Origin of the sequence: Bradyrhizobium sp. NP1, from assembly GCF_030378205.1 — a bacterium.
Lineage (GTDB): Bacteria > Pseudomonadota > Alphaproteobacteria > Rhizobiales > Xanthobacteraceae > Bradyrhizobium.
Genome location: NZ_CP127385.1, coordinates 846,034 through 865,994, shown reverse-complemented (window position 1 = coordinate 865,994; position 19,961 = coordinate 846,034). Strand labels below are relative to the sequence as shown.

At 66.1% G+C, this 19,961-nt stretch carries 20 protein-coding genes and 1 tRNA gene; 13 read left to right on the top strand and 8 right to left on the bottom strand.

The features are described 5' to 3' along the window. Window positions 1–295: 295 nt before the first annotated feature. The gene (locus QOU61_RS04070) at window positions 296–1,954 is read left to right on the top strand and encodes an FAD-binding dehydrogenase (protein WP_289656853.1); all 1,659 of its coding nucleotides are present in this window, start codon (window positions 296–298) and stop codon (window positions 1,952–1,954) included. A gap of 63 nt (window positions 1,955–2,017) precedes the next feature. On the opposite strand, the gene QOU61_RS04065 is transcribed toward QOU61_RS04070, so the two are convergent. After that, window positions 2,018–2,281 (bottom strand): hypothetical protein, encoded by a 264-nt coding sequence (locus QOU61_RS04065; RefSeq protein WP_289656852.1) that lies wholly within the window; start codon window positions 2,279–2,281, stop codon window positions 2,018–2,020. Between the two features lie 172 nt (window positions 2,282–2,453). Then, window positions 2,454–3,518, bottom strand: a complete 1,065-nt coding sequence (locus tag QOU61_RS04060; protein WP_289656851.1) for an aromatic ring-hydroxylating dioxygenase subunit alpha — start codon at window positions 3,516–3,518, stop codon at window positions 2,454–2,456. A 101-nt stretch (window positions 3,519–3,619) separates the two neighbouring features. Here QOU61_RS04060 and QOU61_RS04055 point away from each other — a divergent pair, with 101 nt between their 5' ends. From QOU61_RS04055 to QOU61_RS04035, 5 genes are all read left to right on the top strand, one after another. After that, window positions 3,620–4,537 carry a LysR family transcriptional regulator gene (locus tag QOU61_RS04055; RefSeq protein ID WP_289656850.1) on the top strand — a complete coding sequence of 306 codons (918 nt, stop codon included), beginning with the start codon at window positions 3,620–3,622 and terminating at the stop codon, window positions 4,535–4,537. Window positions 4,538–4,623: 86 nt separating this feature from the next. Beyond that, the gene (locus QOU61_RS04050; protein WP_289656849.1) at window positions 4,624–5,304 is read left to right on the top strand and encodes an RNA polymerase sigma factor; all 681 of its coding nucleotides are present in this window, start codon (window positions 4,624–4,626) and stop codon (window positions 5,302–5,304) included. Window positions 5,305–5,402: 98 nt separating this feature from the next. After that, window positions 5,403–5,939, top strand: a complete 537-nt coding sequence (locus tag QOU61_RS04045) for a DUF4142 domain-containing protein (RefSeq protein WP_289656848.1) — start codon at window positions 5,403–5,405, stop codon at window positions 5,937–5,939. 17 nt (window positions 5,940–5,956) lie between these two features. Next, window positions 5,957–6,274, top strand: coding sequence for a cupredoxin domain-containing protein (locus tag QOU61_RS04040; RefSeq protein ID WP_289656847.1), 318 nt, complete (start codon window positions 5,957–5,959; stop codon window positions 6,272–6,274). 95 nt (window positions 6,275–6,369) lie between these two features. Continuing rightward, window positions 6,370–6,735 (top strand): nuclear transport factor 2 family protein, encoded by a 366-nt coding sequence (locus QOU61_RS04035; RefSeq protein WP_289656846.1) that lies wholly within the window; start codon window positions 6,370–6,372, stop codon window positions 6,733–6,735. A 74-nt stretch (window positions 6,736–6,809) separates the two neighbouring features. Here QOU61_RS04035 and cpaB read toward each other — a convergent pair whose 3' ends face one another. The 3 genes from cpaB to QOU61_RS04020 all read right to left on the bottom strand — a co-directional run bounded on the left by cpaB (window position 6,810) and on the right by QOU61_RS04020 (window position 10,309). Next, a complete protein-coding gene (gene cpaB / locus QOU61_RS04030; RefSeq protein WP_289656845.1) occupies window positions 6,810–7,619 on the bottom strand; it encodes a Flp pilus assembly protein CpaB in 810 nt (269 codons plus the stop codon). A 183-nt stretch (window positions 7,620–7,802) separates the two neighbouring features. After that, window positions 7,803–9,452, bottom strand: coding sequence for an acetolactate synthase large subunit (locus QOU61_RS04025; protein ID WP_289656844.1), 1,650 nt, complete (start codon window positions 9,450–9,452; stop codon window positions 7,803–7,805). Window positions 9,453–9,544: 92 nt separating this feature from the next. Beyond that, window positions 9,545–10,309 (bottom strand): hypothetical protein, encoded by a 765-nt coding sequence (locus QOU61_RS04020; RefSeq protein WP_289656843.1) that lies wholly within the window; start codon window positions 10,307–10,309, stop codon window positions 9,545–9,547. Window positions 10,310–10,695: 386 nt separating this feature from the next. On the opposite strand from QOU61_RS04020, the gene QOU61_RS04015 reads away from it, so the two are divergent. After that, the gene (locus tag QOU61_RS04015; RefSeq protein WP_289656842.1) at window positions 10,696–11,508 is read left to right on the top strand and encodes an outer membrane protein; all 813 of its coding nucleotides are present in this window, start codon (window positions 10,696–10,698) and stop codon (window positions 11,506–11,508) included. Between the two features lie 167 nt (window positions 11,509–11,675). Here the strand turns inward: QOU61_RS04015 and QOU61_RS04010 are convergent. Then, window positions 11,676–11,749, bottom strand: a tRNA-Gly gene (locus QOU61_RS04010). A gap of 216 nt (window positions 11,750–11,965) precedes the next feature. Between QOU61_RS04010 and QOU61_RS04005 the strand changes: the two genes are divergently transcribed. The 6 genes from QOU61_RS04005 to QOU61_RS03980 all read left to right on the top strand — a co-directional run bounded on the left by QOU61_RS04005 (window position 11,966) and on the right by QOU61_RS03980 (window position 17,320). Continuing rightward, on the top strand, window positions 11,966–14,284 hold the full coding sequence (locus tag QOU61_RS04005) for a molybdopterin-dependent oxidoreductase (protein ID WP_289656841.1): 2,319 nt from the start codon (window positions 11,966–11,968) through the stop codon (window positions 14,282–14,284). A 68-nt stretch (window positions 14,285–14,352) separates the two neighbouring features. Next, complete coding sequence (locus QOU61_RS04000; RefSeq protein ID WP_289656840.1) at window positions 14,353–14,928, top strand: methylated-DNA--[protein]-cysteine S-methyltransferase; 576 nt, start codon at window positions 14,353–14,355, stop codon at window positions 14,926–14,928. Window positions 14,929–15,095: 167 nt separating this feature from the next. After that, window positions 15,096–15,935, top strand: coding sequence for a helix-turn-helix transcriptional regulator (locus tag QOU61_RS03995; protein WP_289656839.1), 840 nt, complete (start codon window positions 15,096–15,098; stop codon window positions 15,933–15,935). Window positions 15,936–15,990: 55 nt separating this feature from the next. Beyond that, a complete protein-coding gene (locus QOU61_RS03990; protein ID WP_289656838.1) occupies window positions 15,991–16,350 on the top strand; it encodes a VOC family protein in 360 nt (119 codons plus the stop codon). Between the two features lie 11 nt (window positions 16,351–16,361). After that, window positions 16,362–16,793, top strand: a complete 432-nt coding sequence (locus QOU61_RS03985; protein WP_289656837.1) for an SRPBCC family protein — start codon at window positions 16,362–16,364, stop codon at window positions 16,791–16,793. A 101-nt stretch (window positions 16,794–16,894) separates the two neighbouring features. Next, entirely contained in the window at window positions 16,895–17,320 is a 426-nt protein-coding gene (locus tag QOU61_RS03980; protein WP_289656836.1) for a hypothetical protein, read from the top strand. A 24-nt stretch (window positions 17,321–17,344) separates the two neighbouring features. Here the strand turns inward: QOU61_RS03980 and QOU61_RS03975 are convergent, their stop codons facing one another. Together QOU61_RS03975 and QOU61_RS03970 are read right to left on the bottom strand one after the other, a co-directional pair. Next, window positions 17,345–18,799: an MATE family efflux transporter gene (locus QOU61_RS03975; RefSeq protein WP_289656835.1), complete on the bottom strand. Its 1,455-nt coding sequence runs from the start codon at window positions 18,797–18,799 to the stop codon at window positions 17,345–17,347. 117 nt (window positions 18,800–18,916) lie between these two features. Beyond that, window positions 18,917–19,957 carry a hypothetical protein gene (locus tag QOU61_RS03970; protein WP_289656834.1) on the bottom strand — a complete coding sequence of 347 codons (1,041 nt, stop codon included), beginning with the start codon at window positions 19,955–19,957 and terminating at the stop codon, window positions 18,917–18,919. Window positions 19,958–19,961: the final 4 nt, after the last annotated feature.

The window sequence follows — 19,961 nt, the reverse complement described above, 5'->3', positions numbered from 1 at the left end:
GTCTTGAGTGATGCAAGACGGCTTAAAGGTCTTTCGACTTCGCGGTTTTGTCTAGGCAGAGATGCTCGCTCAAAAGAAATTCAAATCGAGTGTTGCCGGCCGGCTGCACTGCACCCACGAGAAAGGTCCGAACCGGAACAGTTAATGTTTTGCATGCCGGCCGGACGTCGCAGCGCTCAACCACAGCTTGCGTCGGGCGCTTGTGCAAAGAAACCGCGTCAAATTGAGGCTTTGACGTTGACCCGTTGTCGGCCCACGGGTTTCAATTCCCGCAAGATTGCGGGGGCGGGGTGCGATGGCCGACGAAGCGGACGTGATTGTCGTGGGCGGCGGGCTCGCGGGCCTGGTGGCGGCGACCGAGATCGCCGACGCCGGCAGGCGCGTGATCGTGGTCGAGCAGGAGGGCGCGCAAAGCCTGGGCGGCCAGGCGTTCTGGTCGTTCGGCGGCCTGTTCCTGGTCGACAGCGTCGAGCAGCGGCGGCTCAGCATCAAGGACAGCTACGAGCTGGCGCTGCAGGACTGGATGGGCACTGCGGGCTTCGACCGCGACGACGACCTGTGGCCGCGGCGCTGGGCCGAGGCTTATGTCGGCTTCGCCACCGGCGAGAAGCGGAGCTGGCTGCGCGCGATGGGGCATCGCATCTTTCCGGTCGTCGGCTGGGCCGAGCGCGGCGGCTATGACGCGATGGGCCACGGCAATTCGGTGCCGCGCTTTCATGTCACCTGGGGCACCGGGCCCGGAATCGTCGAGCCGTTCGAGCGCCGCGCGCGCGCTGCCGAAGCCAGCGGCCGCCTCTCCTTCCGCTTCCGCCACCGCGTCGATGCGCTGTCGATCACGAACGGCGCGGTCGACGGCGTCAGCGGCGCAATCCTGGAGCCGAGTCCGGTCGAGCGCGGACAGAGCTCGTCGCGCACCGTGGTCGGCCAATTCAGCCTGCGCGCGCAGGCCGTGATCGTCGCCTCGGGAGGCATCGGCGGCAACCACGACCTGGTGCGCCAGAACTGGCCGCAGCGGCTCGGCGCTCCGCCGAAATTCATGATCTCCGGCGTGCCCGAACATGTCGACGGCCGCATGATCGGCATCACGGAAGGCGCCGGCGCGCGCCTGATCAACCGCGACCGCATGTGGCATTATGTCGAGGGCATCAGGAACTGGAGCCCCATCTGGCCGCGCCATGGCATCCGCATCTTGCCGGGACCATCGTCGATGTGGTTCGACGCCCGCGGCACACGGCTGCCCGCGCCGCTGTTTCCAGGCTCCGACACGCTCGGCCAGCTCCAATACATCATGTCGACCGGCTACGATTATTCCTGGTTCGTGCTGACGCAGAGCATCATCAAGAAGGAGTTCGCGCTCTCCGGCTCCGAGCAGAACCCGGACCTCACCGGAAAAAGCTGGCGCATGACGCTCAAGCGCGCGACCAACAAGGGCGCGCCGGCGCCGGTGGAGGCGTTCAAGCAGCACGGCGCCGATTTCATCGTGCGCGACAATCTCGCCGACCTCGTCAGCGCGATGAACGCGCTCTCCGGCGACAATCTGCTCAACCACGACCACATCAGGGCGCAGATCGAGGCGCGCGACCGCGAGATCGCAAACGCCTACGTCAAGGACGCGCAGGTGATGAACCTGCACAATGCGCGCCGCTATATCGGCGACCGCCTGATCCGCACCGCGCGCCCGCACCGGATCCTCGATCCCGCGCACGGGCCGCTGATCGCGGTGAAGCTCAACATCCTCACCCGCAAGACGCTCGGCGGCTTCGAGACCGATCTCGACGGACGCGTGTTCGGAAACGACGGCAAGATCATCGCCGGGCTCTATGCCGCGGGCGAGGCCTCCGGCTTCGGCGGCGGCGGCATGCACGGCTACCGCTCATTGGAAGGCACCTTCCTCGGCGGCTGCCTGTTCTCGGGCCGCAACGCCGGGCGCGCCGCCGCGAAGAGCGTGACCTGACGACCGCCGCAAGAAAAAGCCCCGCGGCTTGCGCGGGGCTCTTCAGTTCAACGATGGTCGCCGTCAGTAGCGGTCGCGCTCCTTGACGATGACGTGGTCGGCGGGCTCCTCGCGCTCCTTCTTGATGATGGTGGTGCGTTCGCCCGGCTCCTCGTGCTCGCGCTTGATCACGGTGGTGCGGTCGCGCTCGTGCTCATGCGACTGGCCGACCGTCACGCCGGCGCCGACCGGGCCGACGCCCACGCCGACCTGCGCTTCTTCCGCGTTCGCTGCCGGGATCGCAAGTCCAATGCCCGCGGCCGCGACCAATGCAATTGCCAACTTCATGTCTCTCATCCTCCAATGGCTGCCCTCGCGCCAACAATGCGGGATGCCACGGTCCTGTTCCGGGGAACGCGGATGGAGAGCGCGCGCGACCGGCAAAATATTCGCCTGCGCGCGGGAACGATCGTAAGCTTGCCGGAACGCCGGCGCGGCAGGCGCCCCGGCATCCCTCCGCTCACGCGGCGCGCGCGGCGGTCTTCTCCGCCTCGATCTTCCGCCCCAGGGCCCAGCGGAAATAGGTGAGCGGCGCATCGGCCCCGATCGCGAGCAGCTGGTAGTTCGGATCGGCGTCGAACACCTTCTGCTGCGCCTCGATGATCGCCTTGTCCTCGTTGAAACCTTCCTCGAGCGAGTGGCGCAGCGACAGCGCGATGTTCGGATTGTCGATGTCGAAATCGTGCATGTAGTTCCAGAAGAAGTGCGTGGTGCTGCGCGTCTCCGGCGTCATGAACTGCGCGTTGCGGTACTGCCGCGTGCCCGGCACCTGCACGCCCTTTTCCGCGCCCTGCCCTGCCGGCGCGAAGGTGGTGTCAAGCGTGAAGATGCCGGGAATGATCATGCGGCCGATGTTGCGGCGGTCGACAGGATCGGTCTTGTTCGGAATGACCTTGCGGTGATAGGGCGGCGGCTCGGCGCCCAGATGCCAGCGCTCGACGCGAAAGCCATCCTCTAGTTTCTCGATCGCGACCGGCTTGGTCTTGAACGCGTATTCCTCGGAGCCGCCGAGCGTGTTGGTGTGCACGAAGGCGAGATGCGCAAAATCGGAGAGGTTATCGACGATCAGGAGCCAATTGGCCTTGTAGTGCATGTAGCCGGGCAGGCCTCGCCATTTGGGATCGGCGAGCGGCGGATAGTCGACGATCAGGTTCGGATCGGCCTTCTCGGGATCGCCAGTCCAGATGAAGATCATGTTGTAGCGCTCGACGCAGGGATAGCTGCGCACGCCGAGCTTTGCCGGGATCGCCTCCTGGCCCGGAATCTGGATGCACCTGCCGGAAGGCTCGAACTTCATGCCGTGATACATGCAGCGGATGTCGTCGCCCTCGATCCGGCCCATCGACAGCGGCGCCGCGCGGTGGCAGCACCGATCGTCGAGCGCGACGACCTTCCCGCTCGCGCCGCGATAGATCACGATCGGCCGCTCCAGGATGGTGCGCGCCACCATCTTGCCGTCGATCAGCTCCTGATTTAAGGCCGCAACGTACCAGGCGTTCCAGAGAAAGATTCCGTCGTCGCTCATGCCGTCCTCCCTGTGTGCTTTGCCTCCGTTTTAGGTCAAAGGCATCGACGGGAGAACCCGATCGCTCTGGACACACTGTACCGGCCCATGGACAATCGCTGATGGATTGGCGCGACTGGGAGCTGTTCTGCGAGGTTGTCGAGCACGGCGGCTACAGCGCCGCCGCCCGCGTGCTCGGCCATCCCAAGTCGAGCCTCAGTGCTGCGGTGCAGCGGCTGGAAAGCCATCTCGGCCTGCGGCTAATCGAGCGCACCACGCGTCACCTGCGGCTGACCGATGCCGGCGACACCATCTACCGCCGGGTGCGGCCGCTGTTTACCGCGCTGCACGACACCCGCAGCGAAGCGCTCGCGATGAGCAGCGCCATCGCCGGCACGTTGCGCATCAAGTCGCCCTACGAATTCGGCGCGCATCATGCGGGGCCGGTCGCCTGCGCGCTGATGAGCCGCTATCCGGAGCTCACCATCCGCATCGATGTCGAGCACGAGGTGGTCAATCCGGTGGCTGAGAACTACGACATCGTGTTCGCGATGCTGGAGGCGCCGCTGCCTTCCGCCGCGATCGTGATCCGCCGGGTGTTCTCGCTGGAGCGCGGCCTGTTCGCTGCGCCCGCGCTGCTCGACCGCCTGGGCGAGCCGCGCACGGTTGCGGATCTCGCGCATTTTCCGCTGCTGGCCGGTCCAACCGACACGCCGTGGGCGGTCACCGCGCCGGGCGGCGCCGTCGAGCATCTCGCGGTCGAGAAGGCCCGGCTCGTCAGCTCGAACGCGCATATTCGCCTCGAGGCTGCGCTCGCCGGCCACGGCGTGTTGCGGGTGACCGCAAGCTTCACGGCCGCCGCTGTGCAGGCCGGGCGGCTGCGCCGGATTTTGCCCGACCACGTCTGCGAGCCGCTCAACGTGCATGCGCTCTTGCCCGCACGCCAGTTCGTGCCGGCGAAGGTGCGCTGCTTCCTCGACGCGCTGGAAGCGCATGCCCGCGGCGAGGTGGCTGCGCCGACCGATATGCCGCCGGGCTGAAATTTTTTTGCCGCGGCCGGGAACCTGGCCGCGTTTGCCGCATCCAATCCTGGCATACTCGGCAACGCAGAAGGCAGACAACCACCATGCAACGGGCACCACGCCCTGCCGGAGCGACCGCCGGTGACGCCGACCTTGTCCAGCGGGTGCTTGCCCGCGACGAGACGGCTGTTCGCGCCGTCATCGCTGCCAACAACCGCAGGCTCTATCGGCTGGCGCGGGGCATCCTGCGCGACGACGGCGAAGCCGAAGATGTGGTGCAGGAGACGTACATCAAGGCGTTCACGCATATCGAGAGCTTTCGCGGCGATTCCAGCCTGGCGACCTGGCTGGCACGGATCGCGATCAACGAAGCGCTGGGGCGGCTCAGGCGGCAACGCTCAATCGCCGAATGGACGTCGCTGGCCGACCGCCCCATGGAGGCGCAGATCATCCGGTTTCCCCTCGCAGCACACGATGATCCGGAAAAGTCCATGGCTCAGCGCCAGATCCGGCAGGTCGTCGAGCGCGCAATCGACGAATTGCCGGAAGCCTTCCGCCTCGTCTTCATCAGCCGCGTGATCGAGGGACTGAATGTCGAGGAGACGGCCGACCTGCTCGGTGTGAAGCCGGAAACGGTGAAGACGCGCCTGCATCGCGCCCGCGTCCTGCTGCGCGACAATGTCGAGAGCAAGATCGGCCCCATCGTGATGGAGGCGTTCCCGTTCGCCGGCCGGCGCTGCGAGCGCCTGACCGCGGCGGTTCTGGAACGGCTCGGCTTCAACTGAATTTTTTCGGGAACCTCTGCGCTGCCGCGCCATCAAACCCCTGTGCAACCCATATGCGCCCCCGGATCGCGGGGGCGCGCGCCACAGGAGCGTCAACCATGTTTCTCCGATTGAGCGCGGCGATCGCCGCCATCTGCCTTCTAAGCAGCGCAGCGCTGGCGCAAGGCGCCAAGCCAGCCGACAGCAAGCCGACCGATCCGCAGATCGCCCATATCGCCTACACCGCCGGCGTGATCGACATCGTCGCCGCCAAGCAGGCGCTGGGCAAGGCCAGCAACAAGGAGGTCAAGGCGTTCGCGGAAGACATGGTGCGCGATCATGAGGCCGTCAACAAGCAGGCGCTCGACCTGGTCAACAAGCTGAAGGTCACGCCCGAGGACAACGACACGAGCAAGGCGCTGTCGAAGCAGGCGGCCGACAAGCTCGCCGAGCTCGGCAAGCTCAGCGGCGCAGCCTTCGACAAGGCCTACGTCGCCAACGAAATTGCCTACCACAAGGCCGTCAACGGCGCGCTGGAAACGCAGCTCATCCCGTCCGCGAGCAACCCGGAACTGAAGAGCCTGCTGCAGACGGGCCTGAAGATATTCCAGGGTCATCAGCAGCACGCCGAGCATGTCGCGGCCGACCTCAAATAGAAACTGGGGATTGCGATATGCGCCTCACGCACTCCGCGGCCGCAGTGGTGTTGTTGATCTGCGCGGCAGCGGCTCCGGCCCGCGCCGCAACGATCCAGATTTCAATGGAAAACCTGGTGGTCTCGCCGGCGCAGGTTTCCGCCAGGGTCGGCGACACCGTCGAATGGGTCAACAAGGACGTGTTTGCCCATACTGCCACCGCGCGCAACGGCGACTTCGACGTCACCCTGGCGCCGAAGAAGTCGGCGACGATCGTGCTGAAGAAGGCCGGGACCGTCGACTATTATTGCCGTTTCCATCCGAACATGACGGCGACGCTCAAGGTCGAGCCGTAACGCGCGCCTTGACCTCCGACGTAATCGATCTCCGCACCTTGAGGCCCGATAGTCGACCAGCCGATCGACCCGGCGCTTCAAGAAGGAGACACGTCATGACCGACCTCACCAGGATTGCCAGCCGCTATATCGACCTGTGGAACGAGCGGACGGCCAGCCGCCGCCGCGAGATCCTGAGTCAGGAATGGACTGCTGACGCGCACTATGCCGATCCGCTGATGCGCGGCAACGGACATGAGGAAGTCGACGCGCTGATCGCCGGCGTGCAGCAGCGCTTTCCGGATTTCAGGTTCAAGCTGATCGGCGAGCCGAGCGGCTTCGGCGATCACCTGCGCTTTTCCTGGGGCCTCGGGCCCGACGGCGTCGACAGCCCGATCAAGGGCACGGATTTCGCCGAGCTGAAGGAGGGCCGCATCCGCAGCATCACCGGCTTCCTGGACCAGGTCCCGCAGGGTGCCTGACGCGACATGGCCGGCCGCGCAGGCGGCCGGCCATCGATGCTCTGGTTATGCGACGTGGCGTGCGAGCGCGCGCCTCAGCGCTTGGTGCAGTACGGATCGCAATTGAACACTTCCGGCAGGCCGGCACCGCGGAACACGGTGATGCGCTTGTCGCCATCGTTGCTGGCGACCACGCCGGTCTTCTTGGCATCGGCGATGCTGCGCAGCGCCAGCGACAACGTGCCGGACATGCGCGACTTCGCCAGGATTTCGACGGCCGAGGGCGACAATTCGAGCGTCGCGGTCTTGCCGAGCACCGCGTTCTGGCCCTCTTTTTCCTTCGGCGCCTGGTCGATCGCCAGCACGCGGATATTGGTCAGGATGATGTCGGAGGTAATCACCTCCTTCGGCGGTTCGTCGCCGACCCCGGGAATCTTGTCACGGCGCGACAGCACGACATCGACGCGATCGTTCGGCAGGATGAAGCCGCCCGCGCCGTTTTCGGCTGATATCTCGGTCGAGACCGCGCGCATGCCCGACGGCAGGATCGCGGCCATGAAGCCGGAGCCCGACGCCTTGACCAGCTTCTGCTCGCGGATCGGCTCGCCCGCGATGAACGGCGCGCGCGCGATCGAGCCCACGATCTGCGTCAGCGCATCGGGGCGATCGTTGCGGCGAATGAAATTGCCGCTCGCGGTCGAGTCGGTCCAGGTCTGCCACTGCACATCCTCGGGCGCGACGGTCTGGCCGAGCGCGATTTCGCCCTTGGCGACGAGGACGTCGATGGTGGGGAGCTGCGCCACGGCTTGCGGCGGCGGCTTGCTGTCCGACCCGCTGGCGAGATAGGCGGCAATGGCGCCCGCAACCAGGGCGATCGCCAGAACGATAAGGCGGGCGGGCTTCATACGCTACTCTCACAATACGCCGGGCAGCACACACACTGCCGTATCCGGAGTTAATCAGCCATTGGTCAAGGCGAGGTTAACAGGACGTATCGAAAGTCGCGGCTGGAGCAACTTGCCGGTCAGGCTTTCATCCCTCCCCGTCACTCGCTCACGCGCGTCGGGGTGGGAAAACAGAGCGCGCGCTCACGGCCGCCCCATCCCGCGCCCCTGCAGCTCCTCGACCAGCACCCGCACGTTCTCGGAATAGTCGATCGGGATCGAGATCAGATGCACGCCGCCGCTCTCGAAGGCTGCATCGAGGGTCGGGACGAAGCTCTCGATCGAGGAGATGCGGCCCCCCTTTGCGCCATAGGAGTTGCCATACTTCGCGAAATCGGGATTGCCGAAGGTGAGGCCGAAATCGGCGAAATGGTCGACCGCCTGCTTCCAGCGGATCATGCCGTAGGCATCGTCCTCGAGCACCAGCACGACCAGATTGAGCTTCAGCCGAACCGCGGTCTCCATCTCCTGGCTGTTCATCATGAACCCGCCATCGCCGCAGACCGCGAGCACCCGGCGATCCGGGTAGAGCATCGCGGCCATCATCGCCGAGGGCAGGCCGGCGCCCATGGTCGCGAGCGCATTGTCGAGCAGCAGCGTATTGGCGACGCGCGTGCGATAGTTGCGCGCGAACCAGATCTTGTACATGCCGTTGTCGAGCGCGACGATGCCGTTCTCCGGCATCACCTGCCTGACGTCGTGGACGATGCGCTGCGGCGTCGGCGGCCAGCGCGCTTCGGTGGCGCGGTCGGCGATCCGTGAAAGGATATGCTCGCGCATGGCGAGCAGCGCGCCGGCATGCGGCAGCCTGCCTTCGACACGATCGGCCAGGAGTTCGAGGCTCGGCCCGACATCACCGACGACCTCGGCGTCGGGAAAATAGACCTGCTCGACGGTGGCCGGCGTGTAGCTGACGTGGATGACGCGCGGGCCGCCGGGGCCCATGATGAAGGGCGGCTTCTCGACCGGGTCGTGCCCGATCGCGACGATCAGGTCGGCCGCATCGATCGCCTCATGGACATAGTCGCGCTCGGACAGCGCCGCTGTGCCCATGTAGAGGTTGGTCCCGCCCGGGACGGTCCCCTTCCCCATCTGGGTGGTGAAGAACGGAATTTGCGTTCGCCGGACGAAGCTCGCGATTCCATGCGTGGATCGCGGACGGCTGGTCGCGGCGCCCATCATGATCAGCGGACGCTTCGCCTGCTGCAACATGTCGGCGGCGCGATCGAGCGCGGCGCGATTGGCGACGGGGATCTCGATCGGATGGATCGGAACGACGGGGACCGGCGCTACCTTCTCGCCCGCGATATCCTCGGGAAGCTCGAGATGCACCGGACCGGGGCGCTCCTCCATCGCTGCGCGGAAGGCGTCGCGCACCACGGTCGGGATGCTCGCGGCGCTCACGATCTGCCGCGCGAGCTTGGTCAGGGGCTTCATGCTCGCGACGACGTCGACGATCTGAAACCGTGCCTGCCGGCTGCTCATGATCGGCTTCTGCCCGGTGATCATGATCATCGGCATCGCGCCGAGCAGCGCGTAGGCCGCCCCGGTCGAGAGATTGAGGGCGCCCGGCCCCAGCGTCGACAGGCAGACGCCCGGCTTGCCGGTCAACCGGCCATGCGTCGCGGCCATGAAGGCCGCGGCCTGTTCATGCCGTGTCAGCACGAACTCGATCTTTGAGCGGCGCAGCGACTCCAGGAAATCGAGGTTTTCTTCTCCCGGCACGCCGAAGATGCGGTCGACGCCTTCATTCTCGAGCGCCGCAACGAGAAGATCCGAACCCTTTACCGTCATCGCCCGGCCACCCTTGTCGGCTTACCCGCGATTGGCAGGCTAACCCGGCACCCGGTCGCCCGCAACAAGCAGCGCACGGCAGCCGATGACGACTACCGTTCCTGCTGCTGCGGCTGCGCCGGAGGGCGCGGCTGCGCTCTTGCTTGCGGCGAGGGGAGCGTGTGCACGGGCTTGCGTGCCTGCGCGGCACTCGGCGGCGGCGGAGGCGCCGACATCCTGGGCTGCTGGATTTGTTCGGAAGCCTTGGCGATAAGGCGTGTCATTTGCTCCTGGCCCGCCTTGAGCTCATCGAGCCTTTGCTCGAGGTTTGCCTGGTCGCGTGCGATCGTCTCGCGCAATTGCGCCAACTCGGCAGCCAGCGGGGCGGCTGCCGGGGCGACGTCCTGCGGTGTGGTCTGGGCTGAAGCCGTTGGTTGCGCAGACGTTGACTCGGCCGCGGCCAGCTGGACGCCGCCCAATGGGCTCGGCTGCGCGGCAGCCTCCGCTTTTTCCAGCCGCAAAGGTGAAGTCAAAATGAGCTGCGGCATCCATCGGGCGATCATCAGCTTGGCCGCATCGCTGTTGGACGACTGCAAAACGAAAGCAGCGGAAAAGACGCACGCTGCCAGCAGCAAGCCGATCAAGCCACGCAGCGCCGACCTGCCGCGCGACGGTTGGCGGCCCAGGGCGGAGGAAGCCAGGACAGCCGAAGGATGGCGCGCGGCATCGTGCTCCATCCTCGAGAGCTGTTCAGTTACACGCGCCAGCTGCTCGTCGGCGCGCGCGATCTGTTCGTAGGCGTGCGCGAGCCGTTCATCCGCGCGCGAGACCAGGACATCGTCGGGTTTGGGTACTTCAGGGTTCACTGTGGAATTCATTGGCGTCCCCTTTGCCGTCCAAGTCGCCCGAGAAGGGCGGTTGCATTTCCACCAGCGCGATCACTGAGTGCAGATTTGACCAAAGCATGGCCATACGATGGAGAGTGTATGCCGGCACGGCGACAACCGCTCGGGAACCGGGCGGCGGGGCGCAGCGGGTTTCGTCAGCCCTTCTGCCATTCTTTTGAGAGCGATGCGAAGGCCGGCTCGGAAGTCCACAAGCGAAATGCGCGAGACGCGTTTGCGTGGCATGACGGCAACAATGATCGCGAAAATTTTCCTCGGAGCTCTGGAAAATCCGATTCGTGTAGTCAATGCGCGCTGTAAGGAGCTACCGTCTTGGCGGAATTTCCAGTTTCGATTCTGTATTTTTGGAGTAGCATTTCATGAGATGGCCTGTTGCATCGCTAGCGGCCTCCGCACTTTTGATCGGCGCAGCCGGCAACGCATTCGCCGCGGACATGCCAGTCAAGGCCATGCCTCCGCCAGCTTTGGCCATCTACAATTGGACCGGCTTCTACATCGGCGCGAACGTCGGCGGAGGCTGGGAGCGCGGTACCGGTGACCTCATTGCCACCTCCGGAGGCATTGCCATTCCTACCGCCGTGGCTGGCGGCACGATCCCGCGCAACCTGAACCTGTCGCCCAGCGGCGTGGTGGGCGGAGGCCAGGCGGGCTACAACTGGCAAATCAATCAGATTGTCTTCGGCTTGGAGACCGATCTCCAGGCGTCCGGGATCAGGCAGTCGGTTACGATCTTCCATCCTGCCGTAGTGGCACCGCCGCTTTTTCCGACGATCAACACCGGCCTTACCTCACTTGACTGGTTTGGCACCGTGCGCGGTCGCGTCGGCTACGCCTGGAACAACTTCCTGCTCTACGGAACCGGCGGATTCGCTTACGGAGGGACGACCGACAGCGGGACCTCGCAGACCGTGCCTCCGCCGCCGTTCGGCAGCGGTTCAGTCGGCGCGACGCGGACCGGGTGGGCCGCCGGAGCCGGCTTTGAATGGGGCTTCATCGGCAACTGGTCCGTGAAGGGCGAGTACCTCCACATCGACCTCGGCAGTTCGACCGTGACGGACTTCTTCCCGGCCTCGGGCGATTTCCTCACCTATCGCTACCGGCACGAATACGACATCGGGAGGGTCGGCATCAATTATCGCTTCAGCCCGACCCCCGTCGTCGCGAAGTACTGATCTTCACTGACTCTGCCTTGAGTTGAAGCCCCGGCCTGCCGGGGCTTTTGCTTGCCGCGCGAGACCTTTGCGCGGCGGCCGATGTCCTGGACATCGTAAGGGCTTACGCGTCCGTCACGGCGCAGACCGTGAGACCAGCACGAACAGAGGGATTCCGAGCGATTTGTTGGAGCGGGCGAAGGGAATCGAACCCTCGTATGCAGCTTGGGAAGCTGCCGTTCTGCCATTGAACTACGCCCGCGCTGGGGCCTAGCGGTATTACAGTTCCGCTTTGATTGTCAATGAATTGAGGGAACCGCCTCGGGCGGCGCTCGCGCGCGTCGTCATTCGCCCGCAGCCGGCGGCGCGGACTGCCGGCGGCTTTCTCGCCCGACCCGCTTCCCCCTGGTGCGACGCCGATTGTTTCTATGACGATCATCATATAACATGGCACGACCGCGAACGATGGAGCCCTTCGATGTCGAGCCAACAGTGGCGCAAGACCGCCTGCAATCTCTGCTACGTCAATTGCGGCATCGAGGTCATGATCGACGGCGAGCGCATCACCAAGGTGCGCGGCGACCGCGACAATCCGAAGTCGGAAGGCTATCTCTGCAACAAGGCGGCGCGGATTCCGTTCTACGCCCATCACAGGGACCGCTTGACCACGCCGCTGCGCCGGCGCGCCGACGGCACGTTCGAGCCGATCGACTGGGACACCGCGATAACGGAGATCGCAGGCCGCCTGCGCGCGGTGGTCGAGCGCCACGGCGGAAAGAGCCTCGCGCTCTATGGCGGCGGCGGACAGGGCAACCACGCCGGGGGCGCCTATGCCAATGCGCTGCTGCGCGCGCTCGGCTCGCGCCACGTCTTCAACGCGCTGTCGCAGGAGAAGACCGGCGACTTCTGGATCAACGGCCATTTGTTCGGCAGCCAGACCTGCCACACCGCCGAGGACGTGCATCATTGCGACTTGCTGCTTGTGATCGGCGCCAATCCGTGGATCGCCCACGGCTTTCCCAATGCGCGCGACCATCTGAACCGGATCAGGAAAGACCCCGACCGCAAGCTGATCGTGATCGATCCGCGCCGCACCGAGACCGCCGAGATGGCGGATCTGCATCTGGGCTTGCGGCCGGGGACGGACGCGTTCCTGCTGGCGGCGATCCTGGCGCTGCTGGTGCGCCGCGACGGCCTCGATCACGACTTCCTCGCAGCACATGCGATTGGATTTGATGCGGTGAGAGAGGCGCTCACGCGCGTCCCCGTCGAGCGCTGGGCGGAGGCCGCCGACGTGCCGCTCGACCAGGTCGAGCGCTGCGTCGACATGATCATGCAGGCCAAGGCGATGACCGTGCGGGTCGAGCTCGGCATCCAGCAGGGCGTTCATTCCACGCTCAATTCCTACCTGGAAAAGCTGCTGATCGTGCTGACCGGCAGCTTCGGCCGGCAAGGCACCAACCAGCTCCATAGCTGGCTGCAGCCGCTGTGGGGCAATTCGCCGAACCAAAAATTCGCCGCCATCGACACCGAGGTGATCGCGGGGCTGCTGCCGCCCAATCTGTTTCCGCAGGCCGTGCTGAGCGAGCATCCCGACCGCCTGCGCGCGGTATGGATCGACAGCTCCAACCCGGCCAACACCGCCGCGAACACGGCTGACGTCGAGAAGGCGCTGGCCGCGCTCGACCTCTGCGTCGTGGTCGACGTCGCCATGACCGAGACGGCGCGGCTGGCGCATTACGTGCTGCCGGCCTGCTCGCAATTCGAGAAGACCGAATTCACCCTGTTCAATTTCGAATTTCCGAAAAACTTCTTCCAGGTGCGCGCCGCCGTCGTGCCGCCACTGCCCGGCACCCTTGCGGAGCCGGAAATCTACACCCGGCTCGCCCGCGCGCTGGGCTTGCTCCCCGGCGACAATGCGCTGGCGCCGTTGCGGGAAGCGGCACAGGCTTCGCGCGGTAGTTTCGCCGCCGCGTTCCGCGCCTTCATGGGGGCGAACCCGTCATCGGCGCCGCTCGGCGCGCTCCTGCTCTACAACACGCTGGGGCCGACGCTGCCGGACGGCACGGCCGCCGCTGCCGCGCTGTGGCCGGCGGCACTCGCCTGCGCCAAGCGCTCGCCGCAAGCGGTGCGGCGCGCGCTCGGCCTGGACGGCAAGGTCGCGGACGAAGCGCTCGGCGACGCGCTGTTCGACGCCGTTGTCGGCGGCCGAAGCGGGGTTGCCATCACCGAACACGCCTATGACGAGGTCTGGTCGCTGATCAGCCACCCCGACCGCAAGGTCCATCTCGCCATCCCGGCGATGCTGGAGTGGCTCGGCCGGCTCGACCCCGCGGCAGCGGGTCCCGCACCGGATTATCCCTTCGTGCTGGCCGCTGGCCAGCGGCGCATGTTCAACGCCAACCAGATATTTCGCGACCCCGCCTGGCGGCGCGACGACCCCGACGGTGCGCTACTGATCAACGCAAAAGACCTTCGTTCGCTCGGCGCCAATGACGGCGAATGGGTCGCGGTGCAATCGGCGCGCGGGCGCGTCGTGGTGCGCTGCAAGGCCGACGACAGCATGCGCCCCGGCCAGCTCGCGCTGCCGCACGGTTACGGCCAGGCCTACCCCGCCGCCGACGGTGAGCGATTGAGCAACGGCCCGCGCGTCAATGCGCTGACCGACAGCGGAAACTGCGACCCGATCGCGGCGACGCCCTACCACAAGCATGTGCCGGTGCGCCTCGAGCGGCTGCCGGCGACCGAGGCCGCCGCCTACGAGGCGCGCTCGCAGCGCATCCATCACCCCTCTTAACCGATTTTCAAGATTCCGGATGCGCTCCTTCATGACAGTGTTATGATGCCACCGGGGTTGGGTGGCGTATGGGGCGTGGTTACACGATATTCGACACGGCCGTCGGCCGCTGCGGCATCGTCTGGAACGATGCCGGAATCGTTGCCGTGCAGCTGCCGGAGGCGCGCGAGATCGACACTCGGCGCCGCGTGTTTCACCTCTATCCCGATGCGCGTGAAAGCCGTCCGTCGCCGAACGCCGATATCGCGATCGAAGGCATCGCGGGCGCCTTGCGCGGCCAGCACGGTGAGCTCGCCGACGTCGCGCTCGACATGACCGGGGTTCATCCGTTCAACCAGCGGGTCTATGCCCTGACGCGCGCCATCCCGCGCGGCGAAACCCGCACCTATGGCGAGATCGCAACAAGGCTCGGCGCCTCCGGCGCCTCGCATTCGGTGGCGCAGGCGATCGGCAAGAACCCCTTCATGGTCATCGTACCCTGCCATCGCGTGCTCGAGGCCGGCCACTACGCCGACAAGATATCGCCCTATGGCGGCACCATCTCCAAGCGTCATCTGCTCTCGATCGAGGGTGCCCAGCCAGGGCACAGCAGGACCCTGTTCGACGCGCTCCTGCCCGTTGCGCCGCCGCGGCCGCCTCACTAGTGCGGCGAATTTGAAGTTCCTGTCAGTTTTGCGGCTGGGCTGGTCAACTTCAAATTCGCCGCACTAGAATGATATTTTTGCTAGGGCTCCTTTGATTCCGAAGTTCGCATCAGAGAATGCCCCGGGGGGCTTGCGAACTTCGGAATCGGAGCACTAGATTCTCGCGCATGAGCGCGACGCTGCTGCTGCAGACCCCTTCCCTGACCGTGCTGGATTTCCGCTGCACGTTCGGACCGCACGACAAGCCGTTTGCCGAAGAGCATCGCGGCCACTCGATTTCCTATGTGCGCAAGGGCAGTTTCGGCTGCCACTGCCGCGGCCGCCTGTTCGAGCTGGTGGCGGGATCGGTGCTGGTCGGCCATCCCGGCGACGAATATGTCTGCACCCATGACCATGTCTGCGGCGACGAGTGCCTGTCGTTCACGGTGACGCCGGAACTGGCCGATGCGATCGGCGGAGACGCCGAGACCTGGCGGGTCGGCGCCCTGCCGCCGCTGCCCGAACTGATGGTGCTCGGCGAGCTGGGGCAGGCCGCAGCCGAAGGCCGCAGCGATCTCGGGCTCGACGAGATCGGACAGGCGCTGGCCGGCCGCTTCGTCGAGGTCGTCTCGGGGCGCGCACGCAAGCAACAGCCGGTCACCGCGCGCGACCGCCGCCGCGCGGTGGAAACGGCGCTGTGGATCGACGCGCATTCGAAAGACGAGATCGATCTCGACCAGGCGGCGAGCCGGGCCGAGCTCAGCGCGTTCCATTTCCTGCGGCTGTTCGCAAGCGTGCTCGGGGTCACCCCGCATCAATATCTGGTGCGCTCGCGGCTGCGCCATGCGGCGCGACTGCTCGCGGACGAGGAGCGTTCCATCACCGACATCGCCTATGACGTCGGCTTTGGCGACCTCTCCAACTTCGTCCGCACGTTCCGCCGCGCCGCCGGCGTCTCGCCGCTCAAGTTCCGCCAGGCCTCGCGGGGCAGCCGCAAGATTTTCCAAGAACGGCTGGCGCTCAATTAAGTAGCGTCGTCTCCACCTCGCGCGCCTCGATGGCGCGCTTTCATGGAGACTTGCTATGTACGATCACATCGGATTGAAGGTCGGCGACCTCGATGCCAGCGTGCGCTTCTATCTGGCCGCGCTGGCGCCGCTCGGCCATGGACTGTGCACGCGCGACAAGGGCTATGCCGGCATCGGGCCGAAGGGCGAGCCGGCGCTGTGGCTCTATCAGCATGACGGCCCGCGCGGCGAGGGCGCCCATATCGCCTTCCGCGCTTCCGATCATGCGGCGATCCAGAAATTCCATGCCGAAGGGCTGAAGGCCGGTGGACGCGACAATGGCGGCGCGGGTCCGCGCAAGGACTACAGCCCGACCTACTATGCCGCGTTCCTGATCGATCCCGACGGCAACAATGTCGAGGCGGTTTGCACCTGAAGGAGCGCACCATGGCATCCATTCACAAGGACATTTCGCTCGAGGCGCCGGCCTCGGCGGTGTGGGACGCGGTGGCCGATTTCGGCGCGCTGCATACCCGGCTGGTGCCGGGCTTCGTGCTGGACACGAAGCTCGACGGCGAAGCGCGCATCGTCTCCTTCGCCAACGGCACGACGGTGCGCGAGCTGCTGGTCGATTGCGACGAGACGCGGCGACGGCTGGTCTATGCCGTGATCAGCGAGCGCATCACCCAGCACAGCGCCTCGGTGCAGGTGATCGCCGATGGCGAGGCGAAGTGCCGGCTGGTCTGGACCGTCGACGTGCTGCCGCACGCAATCGCGCCCTATATCGACGGCCAGATGGAGCAGGCCGCTCTCGCGATGCGGAAAGCGCTTGCGGAACGCGCCCAGCCAAGAACGCACGCCGCGCCTTCCGTAGTGTGACTTTTCTCACGGAGGACAGATCGCATCGTCCTTAAGCCTTGCTCGCGTGCGTCCGGTCGGCTTCGCCTTCCGCGAAAGCCGCGCACGCGAGGAGCAAGACCATGACGGGTGCGGACAAGGTGATTTGTCAGGCAGCCACCGTGCTGCTGCTGTTCACGCTGACGGGTTCGCCAGCCCGGGCGCAGTTCGCCGGCTTCGATGGCGGCAGTGGTGGCGGCGGCGACATGATGACCCGGATGGCGCCGATGCTGGAGATGATGAAGGCCAAGATGGGCAAGCGCCGCTTTGCCATGCTGATGCAGACCATGGGCCCGATGATGAGCCGCATGATGGAAAACGGCGGCGGATTTGGCGGGACGATGGCCGGCGGCGGATTGGGCGGCTACGGCACGCCGGGAGGCTTCGGCGGCGGCGACATGATGGGCATGATGGGTAGCGCCAACATCAGCGACATCATGGGCATGATCGGTCCGCTGATGCGGATGGCGAATGCGGGAGGCGGCCATCGCCGTCACCGCCGCCACTAGAGCATCGATTCTTGCGGCCGGACGCTACTCGGCGGCCGCTGACAGCGCCGGTCGCACGGCGCGGGTCGTGGCGCGCTTCGGACCCCACCGCGTGAAGATCACGCTGGCGCAGGAGAGCGTGCCGAGCACGACCATCGAGGCCGCCACCAGCATGAAGAAGCTGCCCGCCGAGGCGTCATGGCTCGACAGCCACCAGCCGCCGATGCCGATGAAGGCGAGCCGGGCCGTTTGCGCCAGCACCGGCCCGAACATCTTGGCCGCGCCCTGCGATGAAAAATACATCGACATCGCCAATCCGATGAAGGCGTACATCGGCGCGGCGGTCGACAGATATTGGTTGCTCGCCGCGCGCACATCCGGATTGTCGCTGAAGAAATTGACCCAGAGCTCCGGAAACACCGCGAACACGCTGCCGATCGCGCCGAGCGATACGAAGGACAGCAGCCCCCCGGTCCAGGCGATGCGCCGCGCACGCGCAATCCGCCCCGCGCCGATCGCCATGCCGACCATCGGCACCGAGGCAATCCCGACCGCGAACGACACCGAGGTGAGCATGAACTCAAGCCGCGCGCCGATGCCGTAACCCGCCAGCACGGCCGGGCCGAAGCCCGCCAGCATGTGGGTGAGGATGGAAATCGACAGCACCGATTGCAGCGGAGAGAAGCAGGAAATGAAGCCGACCTTGAGAATGTCGAGAAACATCGCGCGCCGGATGCGCAAGCCCCGGAGCTTGGGAACGACGCGGGCCCGGCCGGAAAACAGGTACCAGCCCATCACCGACAGGCTGATCAGATAGGCCATCAACGAGCCGGCCGCCACGCCGCGCATGCCGAATTGCGGCACGGGCCCGAGGCCGAGCCCGAGCGTGCCGCCGAGCACGATCTGGCAGATCGCGGAGATCAGGAGCATCAGCGACGGCAGTTTCATGTTGCCGGTGCCGCGCAGCACGCCGGCCATGGTGTTCATCAGCCAGATCACGACGGCGCCGCCGAAAAAGATTTGCGTGTAGGCGATCGCCTGCGTCAGCACCGCGCCACGGCCGCCGAGCAGTTGCAGCAGCGCCGGCCCGAAGATCAGCATGCCGAGCATGAAGGTCAGGCCGAAGCCGATGCCGATCAACAGGGCGTGCGCGGCGAGGACCGAGGCGCGCTCGGTGTCGCCAGCGCCGAGCGCGCGCGCAATGGCTGACGACACCCCGCCGCCCATCGCGCCGCCCGAGGTGGTCATGGTGAGGATCACGCAGGGGAAGACCAGCGCCATCGCCGCCAGCGACTCGACGCCGAGCCTGCCGATATAGGAGGTCTCGGCAATGACGACGCAGGTGCCGGAAACAAGCGAGATGGCATTCGGCCAGGCGAGCCGCAGCAGCGTGCGCAGGATAGGCCCGTCGACCAGCGCGTTCGCCAGCCGCGCCAGTGGCGGCGGCAGCGGACGCTCATTTTCGTCAACCGGAATTTCCGCGACGCCGAGATCGGACATCTCTCTCCCCCGAGACACCGGCTGATCCGGTATCACCGGCGCTTCCTAGCATGGTCGCGGCCTTTCGCTTGCGCGCGCCGCGCATTGGCACCCCGCGCGATTGCAGGTCACAGGAATTCAGCCGATCGACCAGACGAAGGGTGGCCGGCCACCAGGGGATGGCGCGCGATCCACCGCGATGTGACGTCCGCAACCTGCGGCAAGGCCCTCGAACAGGCCGTCGAGCACGCGCGCGCAGGCCGGATGGGTGTCACCGACGTCGGCCATCAGCTTCCAGCTCTGCTGCGTGAGCATGAACCGGCCTTCGGACTGCGCCAGCTCCGCCGCGTCGTCCTGCGCCGCGAGCAGCGCCTGCAGGAAGGTCGCAAACTCCGGCGCGCCGCCGCGACGGCCGCCTAAAGCGGGCGCGACCTCGTCGAAATACTGCATGCCGATCAGCTTGCCGGTGAGATGCAGGAGGTAGCCAGCGTCTTCAGGCCCGAACAGCTGCACCATCACGGGCGCCGCCGTCTTCACATACTCCATCGCATAGTTGCGATAGGCCTTCTCCAGCCGCGGCTTCGGCCAGCTCTCGATCGGCAACGCTGGTGCGGCCGCCGGATCGAAGCGCGGCGCCTCCTCGTGGCGCGCGAAGGCAAGCCGCGCGTCCAATTCGAGCGGATGGTCGTACTGGTAATAGTAGCCCTCGAGGCCGTCTTGCCCGTCGACGCTCTGCTTGGTGCAGACGAAGCCGAGCCTGAGATCGCCGAGGGCTGCGCCGTTATTGGCGTGCCAGCCGCGCAGCATCGCGCGCGACACCTCGCCCGCCACGCCGCAGATCGCGGTGCCCTTCCAGATCCAGCGCGGCGGCGGATAGCGGATCCAGGCCTTGCGGTCACTCTCATGCATGTATTCGACATGCACGCCGCCGATCCAGTTGGAGAGATAATGGTATTGTGCAGCCGCAACCGCCGGAGGCAGCTTCGAGAGGCCGAGCTTGTCGAGGCCGGGCAGGAAACGCTCCTGCTGCTGGCGGCGGAACACGCGGAAGACGAATTCGGCGGCATCAGGCGTGCCGCGTCGCGTCACCACCATGAGGATGAGGCCGGTAAAGACGGCATGGTAGAGATCGGCGACGCTGCGCCATCTCGACCATTGCGCCTCTTGCGCCTTGTCCATGCAG

Coding starts and splice junctions, on each gene's coding strand:
- QOU61_RS04025 (WP_289656844.1), bottom strand. CDS start 9,452: ATGACGGTAAAGGGTTCGGATCTTCTCGTTGCGGCGCTCGAGAATGAA.
- QOU61_RS04050 (WP_289656849.1), top strand. CDS start 4,624: ATGCAACGGGCACCACGCCCTGCCGGAGCGACCGCCGGTGACGCCGAC.
- QOU61_RS04035 (WP_289656846.1), top strand. CDS start 6,370: ATGACCGACCTCACCAGGATTGCCAGCCGCTATATCGACCTGTGGAAC.
- QOU61_RS04045 (WP_289656848.1), top strand. CDS start 5,403: ATGTTTCTCCGATTGAGCGCGGCGATCGCCGCCATCTGCCTTCTAAGC.
- QOU61_RS04070 (WP_289656853.1), top strand. CDS start 296: ATGGCCGACGAAGCGGACGTGATTGTCGTGGGCGGCGGGCTCGCGGGC.
- QOU61_RS04005 (WP_289656841.1), top strand. CDS start 11,966: ATGTCGAGCCAACAGTGGCGCAAGACCGCCTGCAATCTCTGCTACGTC.
- QOU61_RS03985 (WP_289656837.1), top strand. CDS start 16,362: ATGGCATCCATTCACAAGGACATTTCGCTCGAGGCGCCGGCCTCGGCG.
- QOU61_RS04015 (WP_289656842.1), top strand. CDS start 10,696: ATGAGATGGCCTGTTGCATCGCTAGCGGCCTCCGCACTTTTGATCGGC.
- QOU61_RS04060 (WP_289656851.1), bottom strand. CDS start 3,518: ATGAGCGACGACGGAATCTTTCTCTGGAACGCCTGGTACGTTGCGGCC.
- QOU61_RS03980 (WP_289656836.1), top strand. CDS start 16,895: ATGACGGGTGCGGACAAGGTGATTTGTCAGGCAGCCACCGTGCTGCTG.
- QOU61_RS03995 (WP_289656839.1), top strand. CDS start 15,096: ATGAGCGCGACGCTGCTGCTGCAGACCCCTTCCCTGACCGTGCTGGAT.
- QOU61_RS03975 (WP_289656835.1), bottom strand. CDS start 18,799: ATGTCCGATCTCGGCGTCGCGGAAATTCCGGTTGACGAAAATGAGCGT.
- QOU61_RS03990 (WP_289656838.1), top strand. CDS start 15,991: ATGTACGATCACATCGGATTGAAGGTCGGCGACCTCGATGCCAGCGTG.
- QOU61_RS04000 (WP_289656840.1), top strand. CDS start 14,353: ATGGGGCGTGGTTACACGATATTCGACACGGCCGTCGGCCGCTGCGGC.
- QOU61_RS03970 (WP_289656834.1), bottom strand. CDS start 19,957: ATGGACAAGGCGCAAGAGGCGCAATGGTCGAGATGGCGCAGCGTCGCC.
- QOU61_RS04065 (WP_289656852.1), bottom strand. CDS start 2,281: ATGAAGTTGGCAATTGCATTGGTCGCGGCCGCGGGCATTGGACTTGCG.
- QOU61_RS04055 (WP_289656850.1), top strand. CDS start 3,620: ATGGATTGGCGCGACTGGGAGCTGTTCTGCGAGGTTGTCGAGCACGGC.
- QOU61_RS04020 (WP_289656843.1), bottom strand. CDS start 10,309: ATGAATTCCACAGTGAACCCTGAAGTACCCAAACCCGACGATGTCCTG.
- QOU61_RS04040 (WP_289656847.1), top strand. CDS start 5,957: ATGCGCCTCACGCACTCCGCGGCCGCAGTGGTGTTGTTGATCTGCGCG.
- cpaB (WP_289656845.1), bottom strand. CDS start 7,619: ATGAAGCCCGCCCGCCTTATCGTTCTGGCGATCGCCCTGGTTGCGGGC.